This window comes from Pseudomonas sp. MWU15-20650 (assembly GCF_023242475.1).
Lineage (GTDB): Bacteria > Pseudomonadota > Gammaproteobacteria > Pseudomonadales > Pseudomonadaceae > Aquipseudomonas.
The window spans coordinates 148,300-164,927 of record NZ_JALJFG010000006.1 but is presented as its reverse complement, the minus strand read 5'-3'; the positions used below and the strand labels follow the sequence as shown (position 1 = coordinate 164,927).

Below are 16,628 nucleotides of genomic sequence, written 5' to 3'. Positions count from 1 at the left end.
GTTTAAATCGTTTCCAGCGAAAGTAACTCGTCGAATGTCTGGCGACGACGAATAACCTTGACCGCGCCGCCATCCAACATTAATTCCGGGATTAACGGTCGGGTGTTGTAATTGGATGACATGCTGGCACCGTAGGCGCCGCAATCATGGAAAACCAACAAATCATCCATTTGCAGATCCGGCAATAATTGGTGATCGATTTCAGCGTTGCTCTGCTGAGTGAATACATCACCAGCCTCGCACAGCGAACCGGCCACCACGGTATTGCGCCACAACTCCCGATCAAGCACAGGGACTTTCTGAAGCGCGGTGATCCGGTGAAAACTGCCATACATGGCCGGCCGTATCAGGTCGTTGAAGCCTGAATTCACCAGCACGAAATGATTCGTCCCGACATCCTTTTTAGCCCTGACTTGCGCCACCAGGCACCCGGACTCGGCGACCAGAATGCGCCCCGGTTCGATCTCCAGTGTCACTGCGTGCCCAAGATGTTTTTCAATCTTGCGACGGGCAAGATCCCAGATGCGGAAATACGCGTCGATGTCGATCTGCGGGTCATCGTCGCGATAGGCGACCGGCAGCCCGCCCCCTGCCGAGATCGCCGAAATATCGAACGGGCAGCGCATCACGTGCTCGACCATGCTTTCGCACACACGTTGCAGATGCTCGTAATCGACGCCCGAGCCGATGTGCATATGCAACCCCACCAACTCCAGACCGTAGGTTTCGATCAGTTGATAGCAGACATCCAGGTTTTCATGCCAGTTGCCGTGCTTACTGCTTTGGCCCCCGGTGTTGGTTTTGCGGCTATGGCCGTGACCGAATCCCGGATTGATCCGCAACCAGACTTTATGCCCGGGACTCGCCTTGCCCAGTTGTTCCAGCATTTGCGGTGAGCCGGCATTGACCGGAATGTTCAGTTCGATGACCCGCCGCAGCGTCGCTTCGTCCAGGACATCACAGGTGTAGACAATTTGGGCATGATCCCCGTCGTTACGGAATCCGGCTCTATGGGCTCGTTCAATTTCACCCAGGGACACGGCATCGACCATGGCACCCAGGCTTTTCATCAGTTTGAGTATCTGAATGTTCGGGTTGGCTTTCTGCGCATAGCGAATCACATCGAATGCATGCAACTGCGCAGTCCGACGACGAATCGAATCGGCGTCATATAGCCAGAAGGGGGTACCGAACTCGTGAGCCAGTTGGTTGATCAGCGAATCGTTGATGTTGTTCACAGTAAACACTCGTTCAAAGAGCCGGAGGGCTTAATTCGTACCAGACGTAAGCTTTTCGGGACGGTTCCAGCACATTCCATTCGCCCTTGTAGCCCGCCGGAAAGACCAGTTGCATACCGGGCAAAAACAACACCTGGGCGCCGTGCTCGTCTTCGATCATGATCCGCCCCTCCAACAGGCTGGCAAATTCATGCCCGGTGAAGTTCACCGTAAAACTGCCCACGCTGCATTCCCAGACCCCTACCGAGAACAACCGATCAGCACTTTCGAACTGCTTGTGAAAAGTCTGCACCGGACGACCCTGCGTGCACTTTTGCGGTGGGGTTGCGTACTCAGTGACTTCCATGGCCGGGTTGGCCAGCGAACGAATGTGGCGATTGTCAAACATGTTTTTATCTCGTGAAGGCGTTGGCAGGAACGGGTTCAGGCTGGCTCGATTTCAAACAAATCGGCCGATAGCCTCGCCGTGTGCAGCATGAAGTCAGGTGTGTCCCGATGCTCAATCGGCCAGAACCACTCCACATGGCCTTCACGTGTTTCGAAGTTCTGCGCATCCCTGTCGCAAACATCTCCAACGCCTTTGTAAAGACTGAGTTCCTGCACACCCTCGGGCAGTGCGACCGAATTGATACGGGTGATCTTTCCGGGCGCCGCTTTCAGAAAGGCGACGGCTGCCGTGCCACGGCGTTTGACGACAGGCATGTCATCCCAGATGTCACAGTAGCTCTTAGCGTGCAGGGCATAGAGGTCAATGCCCAGCGAGCGATAGACCAGGTCGATGATCCGGTCGCCCGCGGGGCGGGCGCCTACCTCAATGATGAAAGGCACGCCATCAACGATCTTGATCTCGACATGAGATACGCCACGTTCGATACCCAGTGCCCGACACGCCTCTTCGGCAGTCGCGCGCAAGGCGTCATAATCTGTCCCGGCATAGGGAACGATGTGGCCCATTTCAGCAAAATACGGACGTGGTGATAGTTGTTTGTGGGTGACGGCGGCCGCCGTACACTCGCCGGGCCTGCAATAAACTTCGACAGAAACTTCAAGCTCGCTGTCGAGGAAGGCCTCCAGGTGAATCCGCTCCGGGTCGATGTACAGAATGTCCTTGTACTTGTGCAACAGCTTCGCAGCGTCATCAATCGCCACTTGCAACTCCTGTCGGTTGCTCACCAAGCGCACGCCTCCACTGCCTCCAAAGACACTGGGTTTGAAAATGACCTTTTCCTGATCTTTGAAGACGTAGCTGGCGACACCTTCATTGACCGCCAGGGTCGGCGCCACATTCAGTCCAGCCTTTACCAGTTCAGTCTTCATCAGCAACTTGTCGCGGCAGCGTAGGATCACCGCGTCGCTGTGGAAGGGTATTGCGTACTGCCTGGCTATCGCAGCACCCGCCTCTAGAACAAAGTCGTTGACCGGAATGACTGCCGCCGGTTTGAGGCCTGTCCTGCGTTCGTAGTCTTTGACCGCCTCAAGCGCGCGCTCTGGATCCAGCAGGTACGGGCTGACGATGTAGTCGTCCGCCAGGCTGGCTGCCGGCCGGCGCCGCTGGGCCAGAACCTCGCCAGGGTAGGCGAGCACCACAACGGCCATGCCCAAGGCACGCGCAGTACATAGTACGGCCCGCTCCCTCATGGGCAAATCGGCGCCGATCAACAAGGCGTAACGATTGGATAATGTCATATCAAATCCTCAAACTTTACGTACATATGGCGCGCTTTTGTCAGGCGCTGACGGGGGCGGCGTTCGTCTGTCCTTGGGCAAAACGAATCGCAGAGGTCTGCAGCAAGAGTGCGATGGACAGCGTGATCATCAGGAACGGTACGAGCCACGCAGTTTCGATCATTGCCAGTTGCAGGCTCAGAATCAGCAACAGCACAGGTGTCGCCAGCGCATTGGCTCTGCTGACACAAAGGCCGACGGCGGCCTCGCTGTAGCGATAGGCAATAGCCGCGCGTATATGCACCCGGGCGCCGCCAAACGCCATGCCCAGAACCAGCAGGCTCAGGGCCTTGAGAACAAGCGAGTTGGGTACCAGGAACCACATCAGAGCGGCGACGACGGCAAGCGCAATCAGCCCGGACAAAAAGATCAACAGGTTACGGCCTGTATTGCCCAAAATGATCAGTACACCAATCAACGCCATGCCCATGCCGAACACGGCGTCCAGCACACCTAATTCAAACAGCGCCCAGCCATGACTCGCCACGTACTGCGGGAGCATGAAGTTGAACGCGCCGAGGATTGGCCAGATCAACACCATCGGAATGAATAAGGTCAGCGGAAGCTTCGCCGGCGCCACCGATGCGTTGCCCTCCTGTGTCTCAATCACGGTGGCGCCGCTTCGGGTGTAGCAAACCGTAGACACGAGCAAGAAGCTGATGCACAGGAGAATGTAGAAACCCATACCAGTCAGAACCGGCATCAGGCCGGCCGCCAATAACGGGCCAATCATCAGTGCCGCCTGGCTGGTGGCGGTGGTCGCACCGCTGATGCGCCTGACTGTCGCTTCATCCATGCCACGCTGAACCTGGGTAAACCACATGTCCAGGCTGGCTTCCAGCAGCATGAATATCAGCCATACAAACAGATTGGTGATGAGCAGTCCGACCGTGATATCACGGGCCACCCCGGCGACCAGACTCAGGGCTGCGAGGCAAACCAGGAACCAACTGCTCATCTGGCGCCCGTTCATTCGGGTCGACAGGCGTTTGATCATCATCGGCGTCACAAACGCCGGGATAAATGAACAAAAAATTGCGAGTGCCAACGGCAAATAGCTGCCGTCATTCTGATTGAGAATGGTCCATGTCAGGGAAACCAGCAGTGCACCGGAAAACAACCGGTAAACCGTGGAGGAGACTAAAAACACGATCAGCTCTCGGGGCATTTTCACGATGTAATTGCTCCCAGCATGGCCCTGTTATTCAGCGTATTGACGATTTCCCCACCCACTTCATGGGATCGTCGCGAAATAACCGAAAGCAATGTATCGCTCAGCCCATGAGTATGCTCCGACATGCCCTGGATATAAATGTTAGGTTTAAAGTTGGCAGTCATCTGCAAGGCGTAATTACGACTCAAGCGCGGTATGTGTGCAGACTCTGCCCAATAAGGTTTGAGGGAGTCCAGCAGCGCCAAGTTATTCTTGCGGCTATAACCGGTAGCACAGATAACTACATCCACTTCAAGCTCCTGACACTCACCGTCGAGCGTCGAAACCAATGTGACAGACAACGCTTTATTGTACTCGACCACATCGGTGAGCCGTTTGAACTTAAGCATTCCGAAGCGATCGACATCCCCGCCAATCAGAGCTTCATATTCTTCACGATAGAGGCTTTGAATAATTGCCAGATCGGCGACCGAGTAGTTGGTGTCGAAGTGTTTTCGAATCAGTGCTTGGCGATTGTCCGGATCCAGATGATAAAACCGGTCGATCATTTCGTTATCAAACACTTCATTCACGTATTCACTGTCATCGGCTTGCTTGAACCCGATGCCACTGCTCGCCACCCGCACATCTGCATGACGATAACGACTTATCAGGTGCTGATAAATCTCCGCCGCGCTCTGTCCGGAACCCACTACCAGAAACCGATAGCGTTCGTTTTCATCGTATTCCGACAGCTTTTCCAGCAACTGCGAGGAATGGAAGACGTGTGGGCTGGCGCACGCCACCGGCATTGCCGGTTCACCGCCAATAGCGATGGCAAGATTCTGCGTCCTCACGACCTGTATGTTGCCCGTCAGCATATCATTGACGGTTACATCAAGAGCGACGACCTGATTATCTTCTTTAACCGGCAGAATCGACTGAACCCATGATGAGTAACGCGTCACATGATTAAAGTGGCCGGCAACCCAGCGCAGGTAATCATCAAATTCCTTGCGACTCGGGTTGAAGTCGCGCAGGTTGGCGAAAGAACTCAGTCGGCGGTGCTCATGCAAATAGTTCACAAATGTAAAGTGACTTTTTGGGTTGCGCAAAAAACAAAGATCTTTCATAAAAGAAATTTGCATCTTGGCACTGGGCAACATCATGGGATGATGCCAGCCGTGCTTGTTCTTGGCTTCAAAAAAAGTGATTTTTTTGCCTTCAGTCTCCTCTTTATAATCTTCATAAAGCGAGACCGCCAAGCCAATATGCGAAGGGCCAAATCCAATGCCGACCAAATCATGCATGTCCATAAGTTGCACCCTCACATGGGTCGATTCCAATTAATCCATTCGTAAACTTGATCCGCCTGCTGCTCTCGCAGGGTCCTGATGCCCGTATCGGCACTGCTAAATAACAGATGCACGACCGCACATCTGATGGGAACAGAGTGGTAGAGATTTATTTGTCGGGCCAGTGTAATTACATGGCCAGCACATTCAAAATATCATTTCTTTTTAGGTATGTTTCATTTCTGATATGCCTTCAACAAGGCTGCAATGGGCTCGCGTGCTATGCTCGCCTGCGTTTTTCAATGGATTCAGGCCGTATCTGTGTTGGGGGGATGTAGTGAAATTCAGTTTCAGGCAAGTCGAAATATTCTGGGCGATCATGACCACCGGCAGCGTGACCAAAGCGGCGGCATTGCTCAAAACCTCACAGCCAACCGTCAGCCGTGAAATCGCACGTTTCGAGCATGTCCTGGGGCTCAAATTGTTTGAACGAACACAAGCGCGCTTGCAGCCAACCACTCAGGGGCTGAGCTTGTTTGAGGAGGTGAAAACCTCCTATTACGGGCTCGAACGCATCCACAATGCGGCGCTATCGATCAAGAATTTCCAGAGCAGTCTCACAATCGCATGCCTGCCTGCCTTTTCGCAGAGCCTGTTGCCCTATGTGTGTGGTCGGTTCATCAAGGCGTTTCCGGAAGTGAACATCAACATCACTCCGCAGGAGTCACCACTGCTCGAAGAATGGATGACGGCCCAACGGCATGATTTTGGACTGACTGAAAACAGCGAAACACCGTCAGGTACCCAATGTGAAAACATCTTCACAGGCGATGAAGTGTGCGTGCTGCCATCCAATCATCCGCTGTGCGGCAAAAAGGTAATTACGCCTCTGGATATGGCCGGTATCAATATGATTAGCCTTTCGGGTCAGGACCCGTACCGGATCATCCTCGACAAGATACTTGCCGAAGCCCAAGTCAAATGTCGCACGGTCATCGAAACCCACAGCGCAGCGGCCGTTTGCTTCTTCGTTCAGCAAAACGTCGGTGTCGGCATTATCAATCCATTGACGGCCTTGAGTTTTGCCAGTCAGGGTTTGTGCTTGCGGCGGTTTTCGATTTCGATACCATTTTCCGTCAACCTCATCACACCGTTGTATCGGCCACAGACGCCAGTAGCAATGTCCTTCATTGATGAGATGAAGTTGAGCTCCGGCGAATTACGCCAACAGCTTCATACTTTGCTGGGGTAGCGATGATGTTCATGACAAGTCGTCCATATGTGGGAGGACAAGGATGGCTAACCAGAGCAACGGTCGCTAACCGGCCCAGACAGTTGCCTCGATGACTCATGCTGACGACTAAATTGTTCGCTTTCAAATAGCTGCGCCAATCGGCGCTGCTGTGTTGCTGCCCTGGTCGGAATGAACCATCACCTCTTGCTTCGGTTTACGCCTCCAAACCGCCATCAACAACGCATCAATAGCCAAATCATCTGAGAGCGCAGCCCTTCAAGACGCATCAGCCTTGCCACACGATGGCGCCCGCAAACCTCACCGACCTCGCGCAGGTCGTCATGGATTTTGCGATAGCCATAAACGCCGCCGCTTTCCAGCCACGAATGCTTGATCAAACCCAGCAATCGTTGGTCGTCTTTAGCGCGTGCAGATTGCGGCTCAGACAACCAAGCGTAATAACCACTGGGATGGACTTTCAGTGTGAGGCAAAGCCGTCGAATCGAATAGTCGCCCGCTCGCTGCTTGATAAAGGCGTACTTCTACCGCACTCCTTGGCAAAGTACGCGGCGGCCTTTTTTAAGATGTCTCGCTCTTCGGTGACCGGCTTGAGTTCGGCTCGCAGACGACGCAGTTCAGCGTGCTGATCATCGTCTTGCTGCCGTTCTGCTTGAGGTTTGCTGTAGCGCTTTATCCAGGCATAGAGGCTATGCGTCGACACGCCAAGACGCGCCGCCACATCAGCGACAGGCAGCTTCTTTTCGGTCACTTGATTGACCGCTTGGATTTTGAATTCTTCGGGATAACGTGGGTTGCTCATGGCACCTGCTAATTGGCCTCAGTTTAAGGCATGGAGGTGTCCACGAAACCCGGGGCGATTCAAAGAGGGGTTGGCGATTTTTCACGCCGGTACAAGTCCCAGCGTTCTAAACCACCTTGACCTGAATCAAAGGCCTTTACGCGTCGTTTCACGGGCGTTCAGAGACCGAGAAACCAGTTTCTGACTCGTTTATCTACCACACGTCGTGCATTTTGGTTTCGGCGGTTTGCTTGGAATCGGATAACAAGCAAAATATTGTAGTGCCCCTACCCAGTTCGGCTTTATTTCGTAACCTTCGAAAATTGGTACTGAAATTTCTGAGGGGCTCCATTTTGGGCGTGAAACGCTTTCAAAGACGCTTTTTGCATCTTTATACTGCGTCCACTTATGGAAGATATTTTTGCCATATTGAGCTTCTAGCAAAATATGAATGGCAGCAATCGCATCAAGTAAGTTCTTGAAATTCGCATTTTTCAAGCTTCCCCCCCGATTGTGCTTCACTGAGTTGTATGCGTCATACCACTCAAGCGTCTGCGTGGGTGATTGGGCATTCCAGTTAGCAAAGGGTTGAAAAACTTTTAAATTCGGATATTGACCCAATACCACCTTGTATTCATTTAGCTTGAGTATTGGTAAGCAATAAATGTAGTCGCTTGTTTTGTAGGTTTTCTTTTGTGGGTAGCCGTTTTCAATCAGTACCCTAAGCAAAAGGTATTCGACCTCGGCGCATGCCAATATCAACAGTTCACGTATTTTATGACCATAAGATTCGAAATTTGTAACCGATGGTTCAACAACGTAGAGAAGTGAATCTAATGAATCTTGAATTGCTTGGTAAGCTCTAATTTCTTGATAGTAGCTATCTCCCACGTAGTTAAACTGGAAGTTCCCTCGACTTATTCGCGAGAAGAACAATCCGGGATTAGCGACCTCAACCAGATCGAGTACATCAATGTTGATATTTTCGCAAAAATGAAGCAGATAATAATAAATTGATTTTTCCGTAGGTTTCAGAATATCCCCGCCAGCGAATCTTTGATCGTAATCACTTTCAGTCTGTTGGATCCATTCCTTCCAGTTTCGACAGTCGTAAATGTAATGCGGACTATCCACGTACAGGTGAATTATTTCGCCTTCTTTTTGGAAGATTCCTAATAAACCGTCCCGATTACAGAAAGCATAGCTTTGTAGCATCGTCTAATCCTTGAGCAATTCATCGTTAACCCAGTGACCAGATCGCCGGGAAAGAAAGGCCGCATCTGCGGCCAAACGCTTAAATACCAATGGAAAATATAACGTAAATGCTACCGATAATCTTCGTAAGGGGTTTCCTCTACTGAGAATTCAATACCGCCCGATAGACCTTGAACGCTTATATCCATGCCTTGAATAGTGAATTCGCCATCGTCAACCTCATACGACAGGTCGATCTCCACTGTAAATTCTAGTTTTCCATCTTCTATCTGCGTCGTATCTTCGAATGTATAGATGACGTCGTCTTCCCTGTCGTATCGACCATTTGCATAATCCGGCCCCGTTACTGAAACACGATAATTTACCTCAACATCACAAACGATTTGGCAGTTTTCATCATCAATATGAATGATAGATGGATCAAAATCTCCAACGCCGAGAATCGAGAACTCATCTACTTCAGCATCCTCCCACGTCGACGAGTTGTAGGCGTCAGCATCTTCGATCAACGATTTGATAGTCTGCTTGATTTCCTCTTCATGCTCTTCGATATATTCTTTTATGAATTTAGACCGATCTTCATCATGAGAGTTATAAAGGTCGAGCAGTTTGCTTAGGCTTTCGATTTGTATGAATCTAGGGTTTTCTTCGCAAAAAGTAATTAGATCCTTGTCTTCGGAAACAACATATATCTCTTCCCGAACTTTCAATGCCCCCCGAACAGCCAGAAGCGTAAATGCGTCAGGGAATTCATTTTTTTTCTTCCCTCCCTGAAACGGCGGTTGTTGATCAAAATACATTTCGACAATTTCGTTTCCGTCTACCTTGCTCAAATCAACAACGGTAGTATTGGAGTCATCGAGGAAATCATCAAAAACCTGAATAGCGTGTTTTTCGATTTCTTTTTGATCGAAAGGCACGAATAAGTTTTTGATAACCTCATCATTAGAGTTTGTCAGTATTTTCGCTTTTCGACGAAACGCGTTGACACCATTGATAGCATCACCAATGTGCTCACCTATTTTACGCTTCACTTCTCGCACTACTATCGTACTGGTGAGGTGATTCAGCTCGCCAGCACCACAAATCTCTTTGAAAGACTCCAGTGTCTTGGATGAAAAATCCAAGCCAGCTTTGACAAAAAATTCGGTATCTACAAACACATTCCTTGTTTGAAGCGGCATCGCAATCTCCGTCGGTGATGGCTCTATGATTGCCAATACTCTCTTTGCCACGAATTCAAAGCAAGCCTCCTCGGTTGCCCTTCTTCTGCACCGACCCACAGCAGCACGTCATACGGTCTGTACAGAGCCATAGGAGCTTTGAATGCATAATCGCTCGCGTTCTATGCAGAGCGATGCGAACCACGCTGATTCGCACCATAGGCGGTCACACAGGGTGCGAGCCAATGAAGTGTGAGGTAGGACTCAAACGCAAAAATAAAAAGTACAGACGAAAAAAAACAGCGATTTGATCACTGCAGTTTGGCAAAAATTTGCTACAAACTACTGCTACAAATCGCTGTTTCTGAACCCTCGTAATTCATTGAATTACAAAGGTTTTTCTATAATGGCGGAGAGATAGGGATTCGAACCCTAGGTACCGGTGAAGGTACAACGGATTTCGAATCCGTCCCATTCGGCCACTCTGGCATCTCTCCAACGGCGCGCATCATAACAGCCTGTTACGTGGAAGCAAAGCTCAAAAGAGATTTTTTTCCGTGCTATCAGATGCTTGCGTCGATTACAGCGGTACGCCGAGACGATTGGCGACTTCTTCGTAGGCTTCGATCACATCACCGAGGCCCTGGCGGAAGCGGTCTTTGTCCATCTTCTTCTTGGTGTCCTTGTCCCACAGGCGGCAGCCGTCCGGGCTGAACTCGTCGCCCAGGACGATGGAGCCGTCGTGGAAGACGCCGAATTCCAGCTTGAAGTCCACCAGCAGCAAGCCGGCGTCGTCGAACAGTTTGCTCAGGACGTCGTTGACCTTGAGGGACAACTCCTTCATGCGCGCCAGTTGTTCAGCGGTGCCCCAGCCGAATGCCACGACGTGGGATTCGTTGATGAACGGGTCGCCCTTGGCGTCGTCCTTCAGGAACAGTTCGAACGTGTAAGGGTTGAGCTTGAGGCCCTCCTCCACGCCCAGGCGCTTGACCAGGCTGCCGGCAGCGTAGTTACGCACGACGCATTCGACCGGGATCATGTCCAGCTTCTTCACCAGGCACTCGTTGTCGCCCAGCAGTTTGTCGAATTGGGTCGGGATGCCGGCCGCTTCGAGCTTCTGCATGATGAAGGCGTTGAACTTGTTGTTCACCATGCCCTTGCGATCAAGCTGTTCGATGCGCTTGCCGTCGAACGCCGAAGTGTCGTTGCGAAACAGCAGGATCAGGCGGTTGGCGTCGTCGGTCTTGTATACCGACTTGGCTTTGCCGCGGTAGAGTTCTTCACGTTTTTCCATGATGGGCTCCGCTTGCTAAATGGTGGGCTAGGCGATGTGTCGCCAGTCGAGCCCTGAATCTTGATCGGCCAGTTGCAGCCAGTCCGGGTCGCACCCGAGGGTGTCGACAAAACATTGCCGGGCAAGCGTCGGCAGGTTGTTCTTGCTGCTCAGATGGGCGAGGACCAGGTGTTGCAAGTCTTGCCAGCCCAACTCATACACCAGGTACGCCGCCTGGTGGTTGTTCAAATGTCCTAGTTCGCCGCCCACCCGCTGCTTGAGAAAGTACGGGTAGTGACCACGCGCCAACATGTCTCGACAGTGGTTCGACTCAATCATCAACGCATCGAGGTTCCGGTAACCGTCCAGCACCCTGGCGCAGTAGGAACCCAGGTCGGTCAATACGCCGAAGCGTCGCTGGCCGTCACTGAATACGTACTGCGTCGGCTCCTGGGCATCGTGAGCGACCGCAATCACATCGATGCTCAAGGCTCCGACTTGCAGTTGCTCGCCACCTGCCAGGAAACCTGCGGGCTCTATGGGTTTGCGCATCCCGCGCAAGGTACCGCGACTCAAGTACACCGGAAGATTGTAGCGCCGAGACAGCAAACCCACGCCATGCACGTGGTCGGCATGTTCGTGGGTCACCAGAATCGCGCTCAGCTGCGAGGGGTGAACCCCCAGGCGCAGCAGGCGCCGCTCGGTTTCCCGCAAGGAGAAACCACAATCCACCAGCACGTACGTATCGTCATGGGCGACCAGCGTACCGTTCCCTTGGCTACCGCTGCCGAGAACGGCAAAACGCATCGGATCAGCCCAGGTTGTCTTGAATCACGCCCAACACTTTGCGCGCTGTTTCAGCAGGTGCAACGGTGTTGATGTTTTTCTCGACGGTCACTTGTACGTTTTCGCCAACCTTGCTCAAACGAACCTGGTAACGCTCGGCACGGGTTTCGATCTCTTCCTTGGTCGGCTTGCTGCCGAACAACTTGCTGAAGAAACCTGGCTCGTCGTCTTTCTTCTCGGCCTTTTCAGCCACGTTGATGTAATACAGGCCCAGGCTGCGGTTGATGTCCTCGACACGCCAAGGACCTTGCTCCAGCGCGCGGCCGACACTGGCCCACGCACGGTCGAGGTCTTCACCCAGGTTCAGCACCACGTTACCGCTGCCGTCTTCGGTGAGGCTGACGCGGTTAGGCGTGTCGTAATCCCGTGCGGCGAGCAGGGAAACGGAGCCCCCCTTCTCGGAGATGCGGCTCATGCTGGCCAGCATCTCGTCAACCAGTGCGGCGTCGACGCCGGTGTTGACCGAACGGTTGGTGAAGTCGACGTTGGCGGTGCTGCCGGCAGGACGCTCGGCGCTGACCACATAGACTTCACTGGTATTGCGTTGCACGCCAGGCTCGATACGCACACGCACACGGGCTTCGCTGTCGGCGGCGACACCGCCAGCCTGCAGGCGCTTGGCCATGCTGGCGGACAGTTCGCTGCTCTGCTGCCACGCGGTAGTGAACTCGCCGGTCTGCGGGCGCTGCTGGTCCAGGCGGAAACCGTTGTCCTGGAAGAACTGCACCGCCACCGGCCAGACTTCAGCAGGTGGGCGCTGAGCCATGATCCAGCGGTTGTCACCACTCTTCTGCAGGCTGTAGTCACTGGCCTGCGCCACGGACGCAATCGGCTGTGGACGCGGCACCACGAACTCGCCCTTGACGGTGTCGTCGGCAACGTTGCGTGGAATCGGCAGCAACGGGTCAAGACGCTTGGCTACGTTGACGTCAGGTGGCAGTTGCATCGGTTTGGTCGCTTGCGCATCCAGGTAATCGCTGCCGCGGTCACGGAAGTAGCCTTCCGGGCCCCAAATCCAACCGCAGCCACTGGTGCTGGAGATAATCAAGGCAAGTGCGGAAAGTCCGGCCAATCGCTTCATGCGTAGTGCTTCCTCAATTAAACCAGGACGCCGGACTGGCGCAGGGCCTGTCGCAGCGGTTCGTGGCAGGCTTCGCTGAGCCGGGTGAGCGGCAGACGGATACCGTCCGGCATCAGGCCCATTTCAAACAGTGCCCACTTCACGGGAATAGGGTTGGATTCGATAAACAGTGTCTTGTTGAGCGGCATCAGCTTCTCGTGGATCGCACGGGCGGTCACGGCATCACCGGCGAGGGCGGCGGCGCACATGTCGCTCATGGCTCGTGGGGCCACGTTGGCGGTCACGGAGATGTTGCCCTTGCCACCCAGCAGGATCAGCTCGACAGCGGTGGCGTCATCCCCGGAATACACCAGGAAGTCGTTGCTCACGCCGGCCAGGATGTCCTTGGCGCGCTGCAGGTCGCCCGTGGCTTCCTTGATGCCGATGATATTCGGCACGGTGGACAGGCGGATCACGGTCGCAGCCTGCATGTCACACGCGGTGCGGCCCGGTACGTTGTAGAGGATCTGCGGGATGTCGACAGCTTCGGCAATGGTGCGGAAGTGCTGGTACAAGCCTTCCTGGGTCGGCTTGTTGTAATACGGCGTGACCAGAAGGCAGGCGTCGGCGCCGGCTTTCTTGGCGTTCTTGGTCAGCTCGATCGCTTCACGCGTCGAGTTGGCGCCCGTACCGGCGATCACGGCGATACGCCCTGCGACGCGCTTGACCACGAATTCAATCACCTGGATGTGTTCTTCCACATCCAGAGTGGCCGACTCACCCGTGGTGCCGACCGCCACAATGGCGTTGGTGCCTTCTTGCAGGTGGAAGTCCACCAGTTTGCCAAGGCTGTCCCAGTCGAGATGACCTTGTGCATCCATGGGTGTGACCAGTGCCACCATACTGCCCGCAATCATGCAACCGCTCCTGCCGGAAAAAGAGAGCCGTAATGGTACTGGCGCCAAGATGCTTGTACAAGCAAAGTACCGCGTGAGGTTGCGTTCTGGATCAACTAAACGATGGGCAATGCCATCATTGAGCCAAAGCACCGCCTGCAGCAGACCGATCACGCAATGAAAACGCCACCTCCTAGCCCTTGGCGATGGTTTTCGCTACCCTTCATCCTTTGATCGATACAGCGCTTACCGTATCGACCGCTCATCGCTTTAGGAAGGCTGCATGTCCACCCCCACAGTTCGCGAACAATTCCTTGTTATCAGTGCCCTCGGCGCCAACCCCATGGAGCTGACCAACGTCCTGTGCCGCGCCAGCCATGAGAACCGTTGCGCCGTCGTGACCTCCCGCCTGACCCGCCACGGCGAATGCAGCGCGCTGGTCCTGCAGATTTCCGGTACCTGGGACGCCCTGGCGCGCCTGGAGACCGGCCTGCCTGGCCTGGCCAAGAAGCACGACTTCACCGTCAACGTGGTGCGCAGCGCTGCCCTGGAAAATCGCCCACAAGCCCTCCCTTATGTAGCGTATGTCAGCTCGGCCTACCGCTCGGACATCGTCAATGAGCTGTGCCAGTTCTTTATCGACCACAACGTCGAGCTGGAAAACCTGACCTGCGACACCTACCAAGCCCCCCAAACCGGCGGCACCATGCTCAACGCCACGTTCACCGTGACCTTGCCGCCCGGCGTACAGATCAGCTGGCTACGCGACCAGTTCCTGGATTTCGCCGATGCCCTGAACCTCGACGCACTGATCGAGCCATGGCGCCCACAGAACCCAATGTAAGGAAACCCCATGCCGGTAGCCATCGACAAACCCGTCGCCGACTTCGAAGCCCAGGCCACCAGTGGCCAGACCTTCAGCCTCGCAGCACTCAAGGGTAAACAAGTGGTGATCTACTTCTACCCGAAGGACAGCACGCCAGGCTGCACCACCGAAGGCCAGGGTTTTCGTGACCAGTACGCGGCGTTCAAGGCGGCCAACACCGAAGTGTTTGGCGTGTCGCGCGACAGCGTGAAGTCCCATGAAAACTTCAAGGGCAAGCAGGCATTCCCCTTCGAACTGATCAGCGATAAAGACGAGGCAGTCTGCCAACTCTTTGATGTGATCAAGCTGAAGAAACTGTACGGCAAGGAGTACATGGGCGTGGATCGCAGCACGTTCCTGATTGACAGTGAAGGCGTGTTGCGCCAGGAATGGCGCGGCGTGAAAGTACCAGGGCATGTGGACGCTGTTCTGGCGGCGGCACAAGCGCTGAGCAAGGCATGAACCTCTGGGGCGAGCACCGGGTGTTCGCCCCAACCGTTACAACAAAGGCGCAACAACCGGCTCTTGCCGCGGCCACGCATCCAGCACGGCCTTGAACAGCGTCGCCAGGGGTATCGCAAAAAACACCCCCCAGAACCCCCAGAGCCCACCAAACAACAGCACGGCGCAGATGATCGCCACCGGGTGCAGGTTGACGGCCTCCGAGAACAGCAGCGGCACCAGCACATTGCCATCCAGGGTCTGGATAATGCCGTAGACCGCCATCAGGTAGATGAACTGGTCACTCCAGCCCCACTGGAACAAAGCGATCAGCATCACCGGTACGGTTACCACCACCGCACCGACATAAGGCACCACCACCGACACCCCCACCAGCAATGCCAACAGCGCTGCGTAGTTCAACCCGAGCGCGACAAAGGCGATGTAGGTGACCCCCCCACAGATAACGATCTCAATGACCTTGCCCCGGATGTAGTTGGCGATCTGCCGGTTCATTTCTTCGGCCACTCGTGTAATCAACGCTCGCTCACGCGGCAGGTATCCGCGTACCCAGCGGCCTATCATCGTGCGGTCTTTAAGGAAGAAAAACACCAGGATCGGCACCAGTACCAGGTAGATCATGATGTTGACCACCAACGGCAAGCTGGACAGGGAAAAGGTCAGGGCCCATTGCCCGAACTTTCCGATTTCGCCGCGGGCCACTTCGATCGCCTGCAGCACCTGCTCATCCGACACCAGGTGCGGGTAGCGCTCCGGCAACAGCAGCAACAGCGATTGCCATTTGGCGAGCATGCCCGGCAACTCGTTGAACAAGGTGATCAATTGATGCCACAACAGCGGCAACACCACCACGATGAACACCACCAGCACCCCCATGAACAAGGCAAACACCAGCCCTACAGCCACCGCACCGGGCAGACGCAGGCGCTCCAGACTGGTGACCAGGCCCTGCATCAGGTACGCCAGCACCATTCCCGCCAGCACCGGCGCCAACATGCCACCCAAGGTGAGTACGGCGGTAAAGGCCAAAAACAGCAGGACGGCCAGCACCACGGCTTCTTCATCGGAAAAGTAGCGCTGAATCCAGTCTCGTAACACTTTGAACATCAATCAACCTCGGGTGGTGGGGCAAACGGCTCAGGCCTTGCGCAGCCAGTAACGGTAGACACCGGCCGCCTCTTCTTCGTGCAGCAGGGTGTGACCGGCCAACTTGGCAAAGGTCCGGAAATCGCGCTGGGAGCCTGCATCCGTGGCGGTCACCTTGAGCACTGCACCACTGGCCAGGCGGTTGAGTTCCAGCTTGGCCTTGAGCAAGGGCAACGGGCAGTTGAGGCCACTGGCGTCGAGCTCGGCGTCAAAGGCTACAGCGTCGGTCATGGTTTTACTCCGAGCGGGTATTCGAGC

General features: G+C 54.4%; 16 protein-coding genes, 1 tRNA gene and 1 pseudogene. 3 read left to right on the top strand and 15 right to left on the bottom strand.

Features of this window, described 5'->3' with window-relative positions; translation table 11 throughout:
* Window positions 1–2: 2 nt before the first annotated feature.
* Genes lysA through M5B43_RS08345 form a run of 5 tightly spaced genes read right to left on the bottom strand, consistent with a single transcriptional unit; the run spans window position 3 to window position 5,432 of the window.
* Window positions 3–1,238: a diaminopimelate decarboxylase gene (gene lysA, locus M5B43_RS08365; protein ID WP_248749643.1), complete on the bottom strand. Its 1,236-nt coding sequence runs from the start codon at window positions 1,236–1,238 to the stop codon at window positions 3–5.
* 13 nt (window positions 1,239–1,251) lie between these two features.
* Window positions 1,252–1,626: a cupin domain-containing protein gene (locus M5B43_RS08360; protein WP_248749642.1), complete on the bottom strand. Its 375-nt coding sequence runs from the start codon at window positions 1,624–1,626 to the stop codon at window positions 1,252–1,254.
* A gap of 35 nt (window positions 1,627–1,661) precedes the next feature.
* Window positions 1,662–2,924 (bottom strand): ATP-grasp domain-containing protein, encoded by a 1,263-nt coding sequence (locus tag M5B43_RS08355; RefSeq protein WP_248749641.1) that lies wholly within the window; start codon window positions 2,922–2,924, stop codon window positions 1,662–1,664.
* Window positions 2,925–2,964: 40 nt separating this feature from the next.
* Window positions 2,965–4,131: an MFS transporter gene (locus M5B43_RS08350; protein ID WP_248749679.1), complete on the bottom strand. Its 1,167-nt coding sequence runs from the start codon at window positions 4,129–4,131 to the stop codon at window positions 2,965–2,967.
* A gap of 2 nt (window positions 4,132–4,133) precedes the next feature.
* The gene (locus M5B43_RS08345; RefSeq protein WP_248749640.1) at window positions 4,134–5,432 is read right to left on the bottom strand and encodes a SidA/IucD/PvdA family monooxygenase; all 1,299 of its coding nucleotides are present in this window, start codon (window positions 5,430–5,432) and stop codon (window positions 4,134–4,136) included.
* A gap of 316 nt (window positions 5,433–5,748) precedes the next feature.
* Between M5B43_RS08345 and M5B43_RS08340 the strand changes: the two genes are divergently transcribed.
* Window positions 5,749–6,663, top strand: coding sequence for a LysR family transcriptional regulator (locus tag M5B43_RS08340; RefSeq protein WP_248749639.1), 915 nt, complete (start codon window positions 5,749–5,751; stop codon window positions 6,661–6,663).
* Between the two features lie 79 nt (window positions 6,664–6,742).
* Here the strand turns inward: M5B43_RS08340 and M5B43_RS08335 are convergent.
* The 8 genes and pseudogenes from M5B43_RS08335 to dapA all read right to left on the bottom strand — a co-directional run.
* Window positions 6,743–7,465: pseudogene (locus M5B43_RS08335) on the bottom strand (IS3 family transposase); the annotation flags it as partial.
* Between the two features lie 189 nt (window positions 7,466–7,654).
* Window positions 7,655–8,659, bottom strand: a complete 1,005-nt coding sequence (locus M5B43_RS08330) for a hypothetical protein (protein ID WP_248749638.1) — start codon at window positions 8,657–8,659, stop codon at window positions 7,655–7,657.
* Window positions 8,660–8,769: 110 nt separating this feature from the next.
* Window positions 8,770–9,843, bottom strand: a complete 1,074-nt coding sequence (locus M5B43_RS08325; protein ID WP_248749637.1) for a PIN domain-containing protein — start codon at window positions 9,841–9,843, stop codon at window positions 8,770–8,772.
* Window positions 9,844–10,229: 386 nt separating this feature from the next.
* Window positions 10,230–10,319, bottom strand: a tRNA-Ser gene (locus M5B43_RS08320).
* Between the two features lie 83 nt (window positions 10,320–10,402).
* Window positions 10,403–11,116, bottom strand: a complete 714-nt coding sequence (gene purC / locus M5B43_RS08315; RefSeq protein WP_010212191.1) for a phosphoribosylaminoimidazolesuccinocarboxamide synthase — start codon at window positions 11,114–11,116, stop codon at window positions 10,403–10,405.
* A 27-nt stretch (window positions 11,117–11,143) separates the two neighbouring features.
* The gene (locus M5B43_RS08310) at window positions 11,144–11,902 is read right to left on the bottom strand and encodes an MBL fold metallo-hydrolase (protein WP_248749636.1); all 759 of its coding nucleotides are present in this window, start codon (window positions 11,900–11,902) and stop codon (window positions 11,144–11,146) included.
* Window positions 11,903–11,906: 4 nt separating this feature from the next.
* Entirely contained in the window at window positions 11,907–13,022 is a 1,116-nt protein-coding gene (gene bamC / locus M5B43_RS08305; protein ID WP_248749635.1) for an outer membrane protein assembly factor BamC, read from the bottom strand.
* A gap of 17 nt (window positions 13,023–13,039) precedes the next feature.
* Complete coding sequence (gene dapA / locus M5B43_RS08300) at window positions 13,040–13,918, bottom strand: 4-hydroxy-tetrahydrodipicolinate synthase (protein WP_248749634.1); 879 nt, start codon at window positions 13,916–13,918, stop codon at window positions 13,040–13,042.
* Between the two features lie 262 nt (window positions 13,919–14,180).
* Between dapA and M5B43_RS08295 the strand changes: the two genes are divergently transcribed.
* Together M5B43_RS08295 and M5B43_RS08290 are read left to right on the top strand one after the other, a co-directional pair.
* Window positions 14,181–14,741, top strand: a complete 561-nt coding sequence (locus M5B43_RS08295) for a glycine cleavage system protein R (RefSeq protein ID WP_176999172.1) — start codon at window positions 14,181–14,183, stop codon at window positions 14,739–14,741.
* A 9-nt stretch (window positions 14,742–14,750) separates the two neighbouring features.
* On the top strand, window positions 14,751–15,224 hold the full coding sequence (locus M5B43_RS08290; protein WP_248749633.1) for a peroxiredoxin: 474 nt from the start codon (window positions 14,751–14,753) through the stop codon (window positions 15,222–15,224).
* 36 nt (window positions 15,225–15,260) lie between these two features.
* Here M5B43_RS08290 and M5B43_RS08285 read toward each other — a convergent pair whose 3' ends face one another.
* On the bottom strand, window positions 15,261–16,331 hold the full coding sequence (locus M5B43_RS08285) for an AI-2E family transporter (protein ID WP_248749632.1): 1,071 nt from the start codon (window positions 16,329–16,331) through the stop codon (window positions 15,261–15,263).
* 30 nt (window positions 16,332–16,361) lie between these two features.
* A complete protein-coding gene (locus M5B43_RS08280; protein WP_248749631.1) occupies window positions 16,362–16,601 on the bottom strand; it encodes a sulfurtransferase TusA family protein in 240 nt (79 codons plus the stop codon).
* Window positions 16,602–16,628 lie beyond the last annotated feature (27 nt).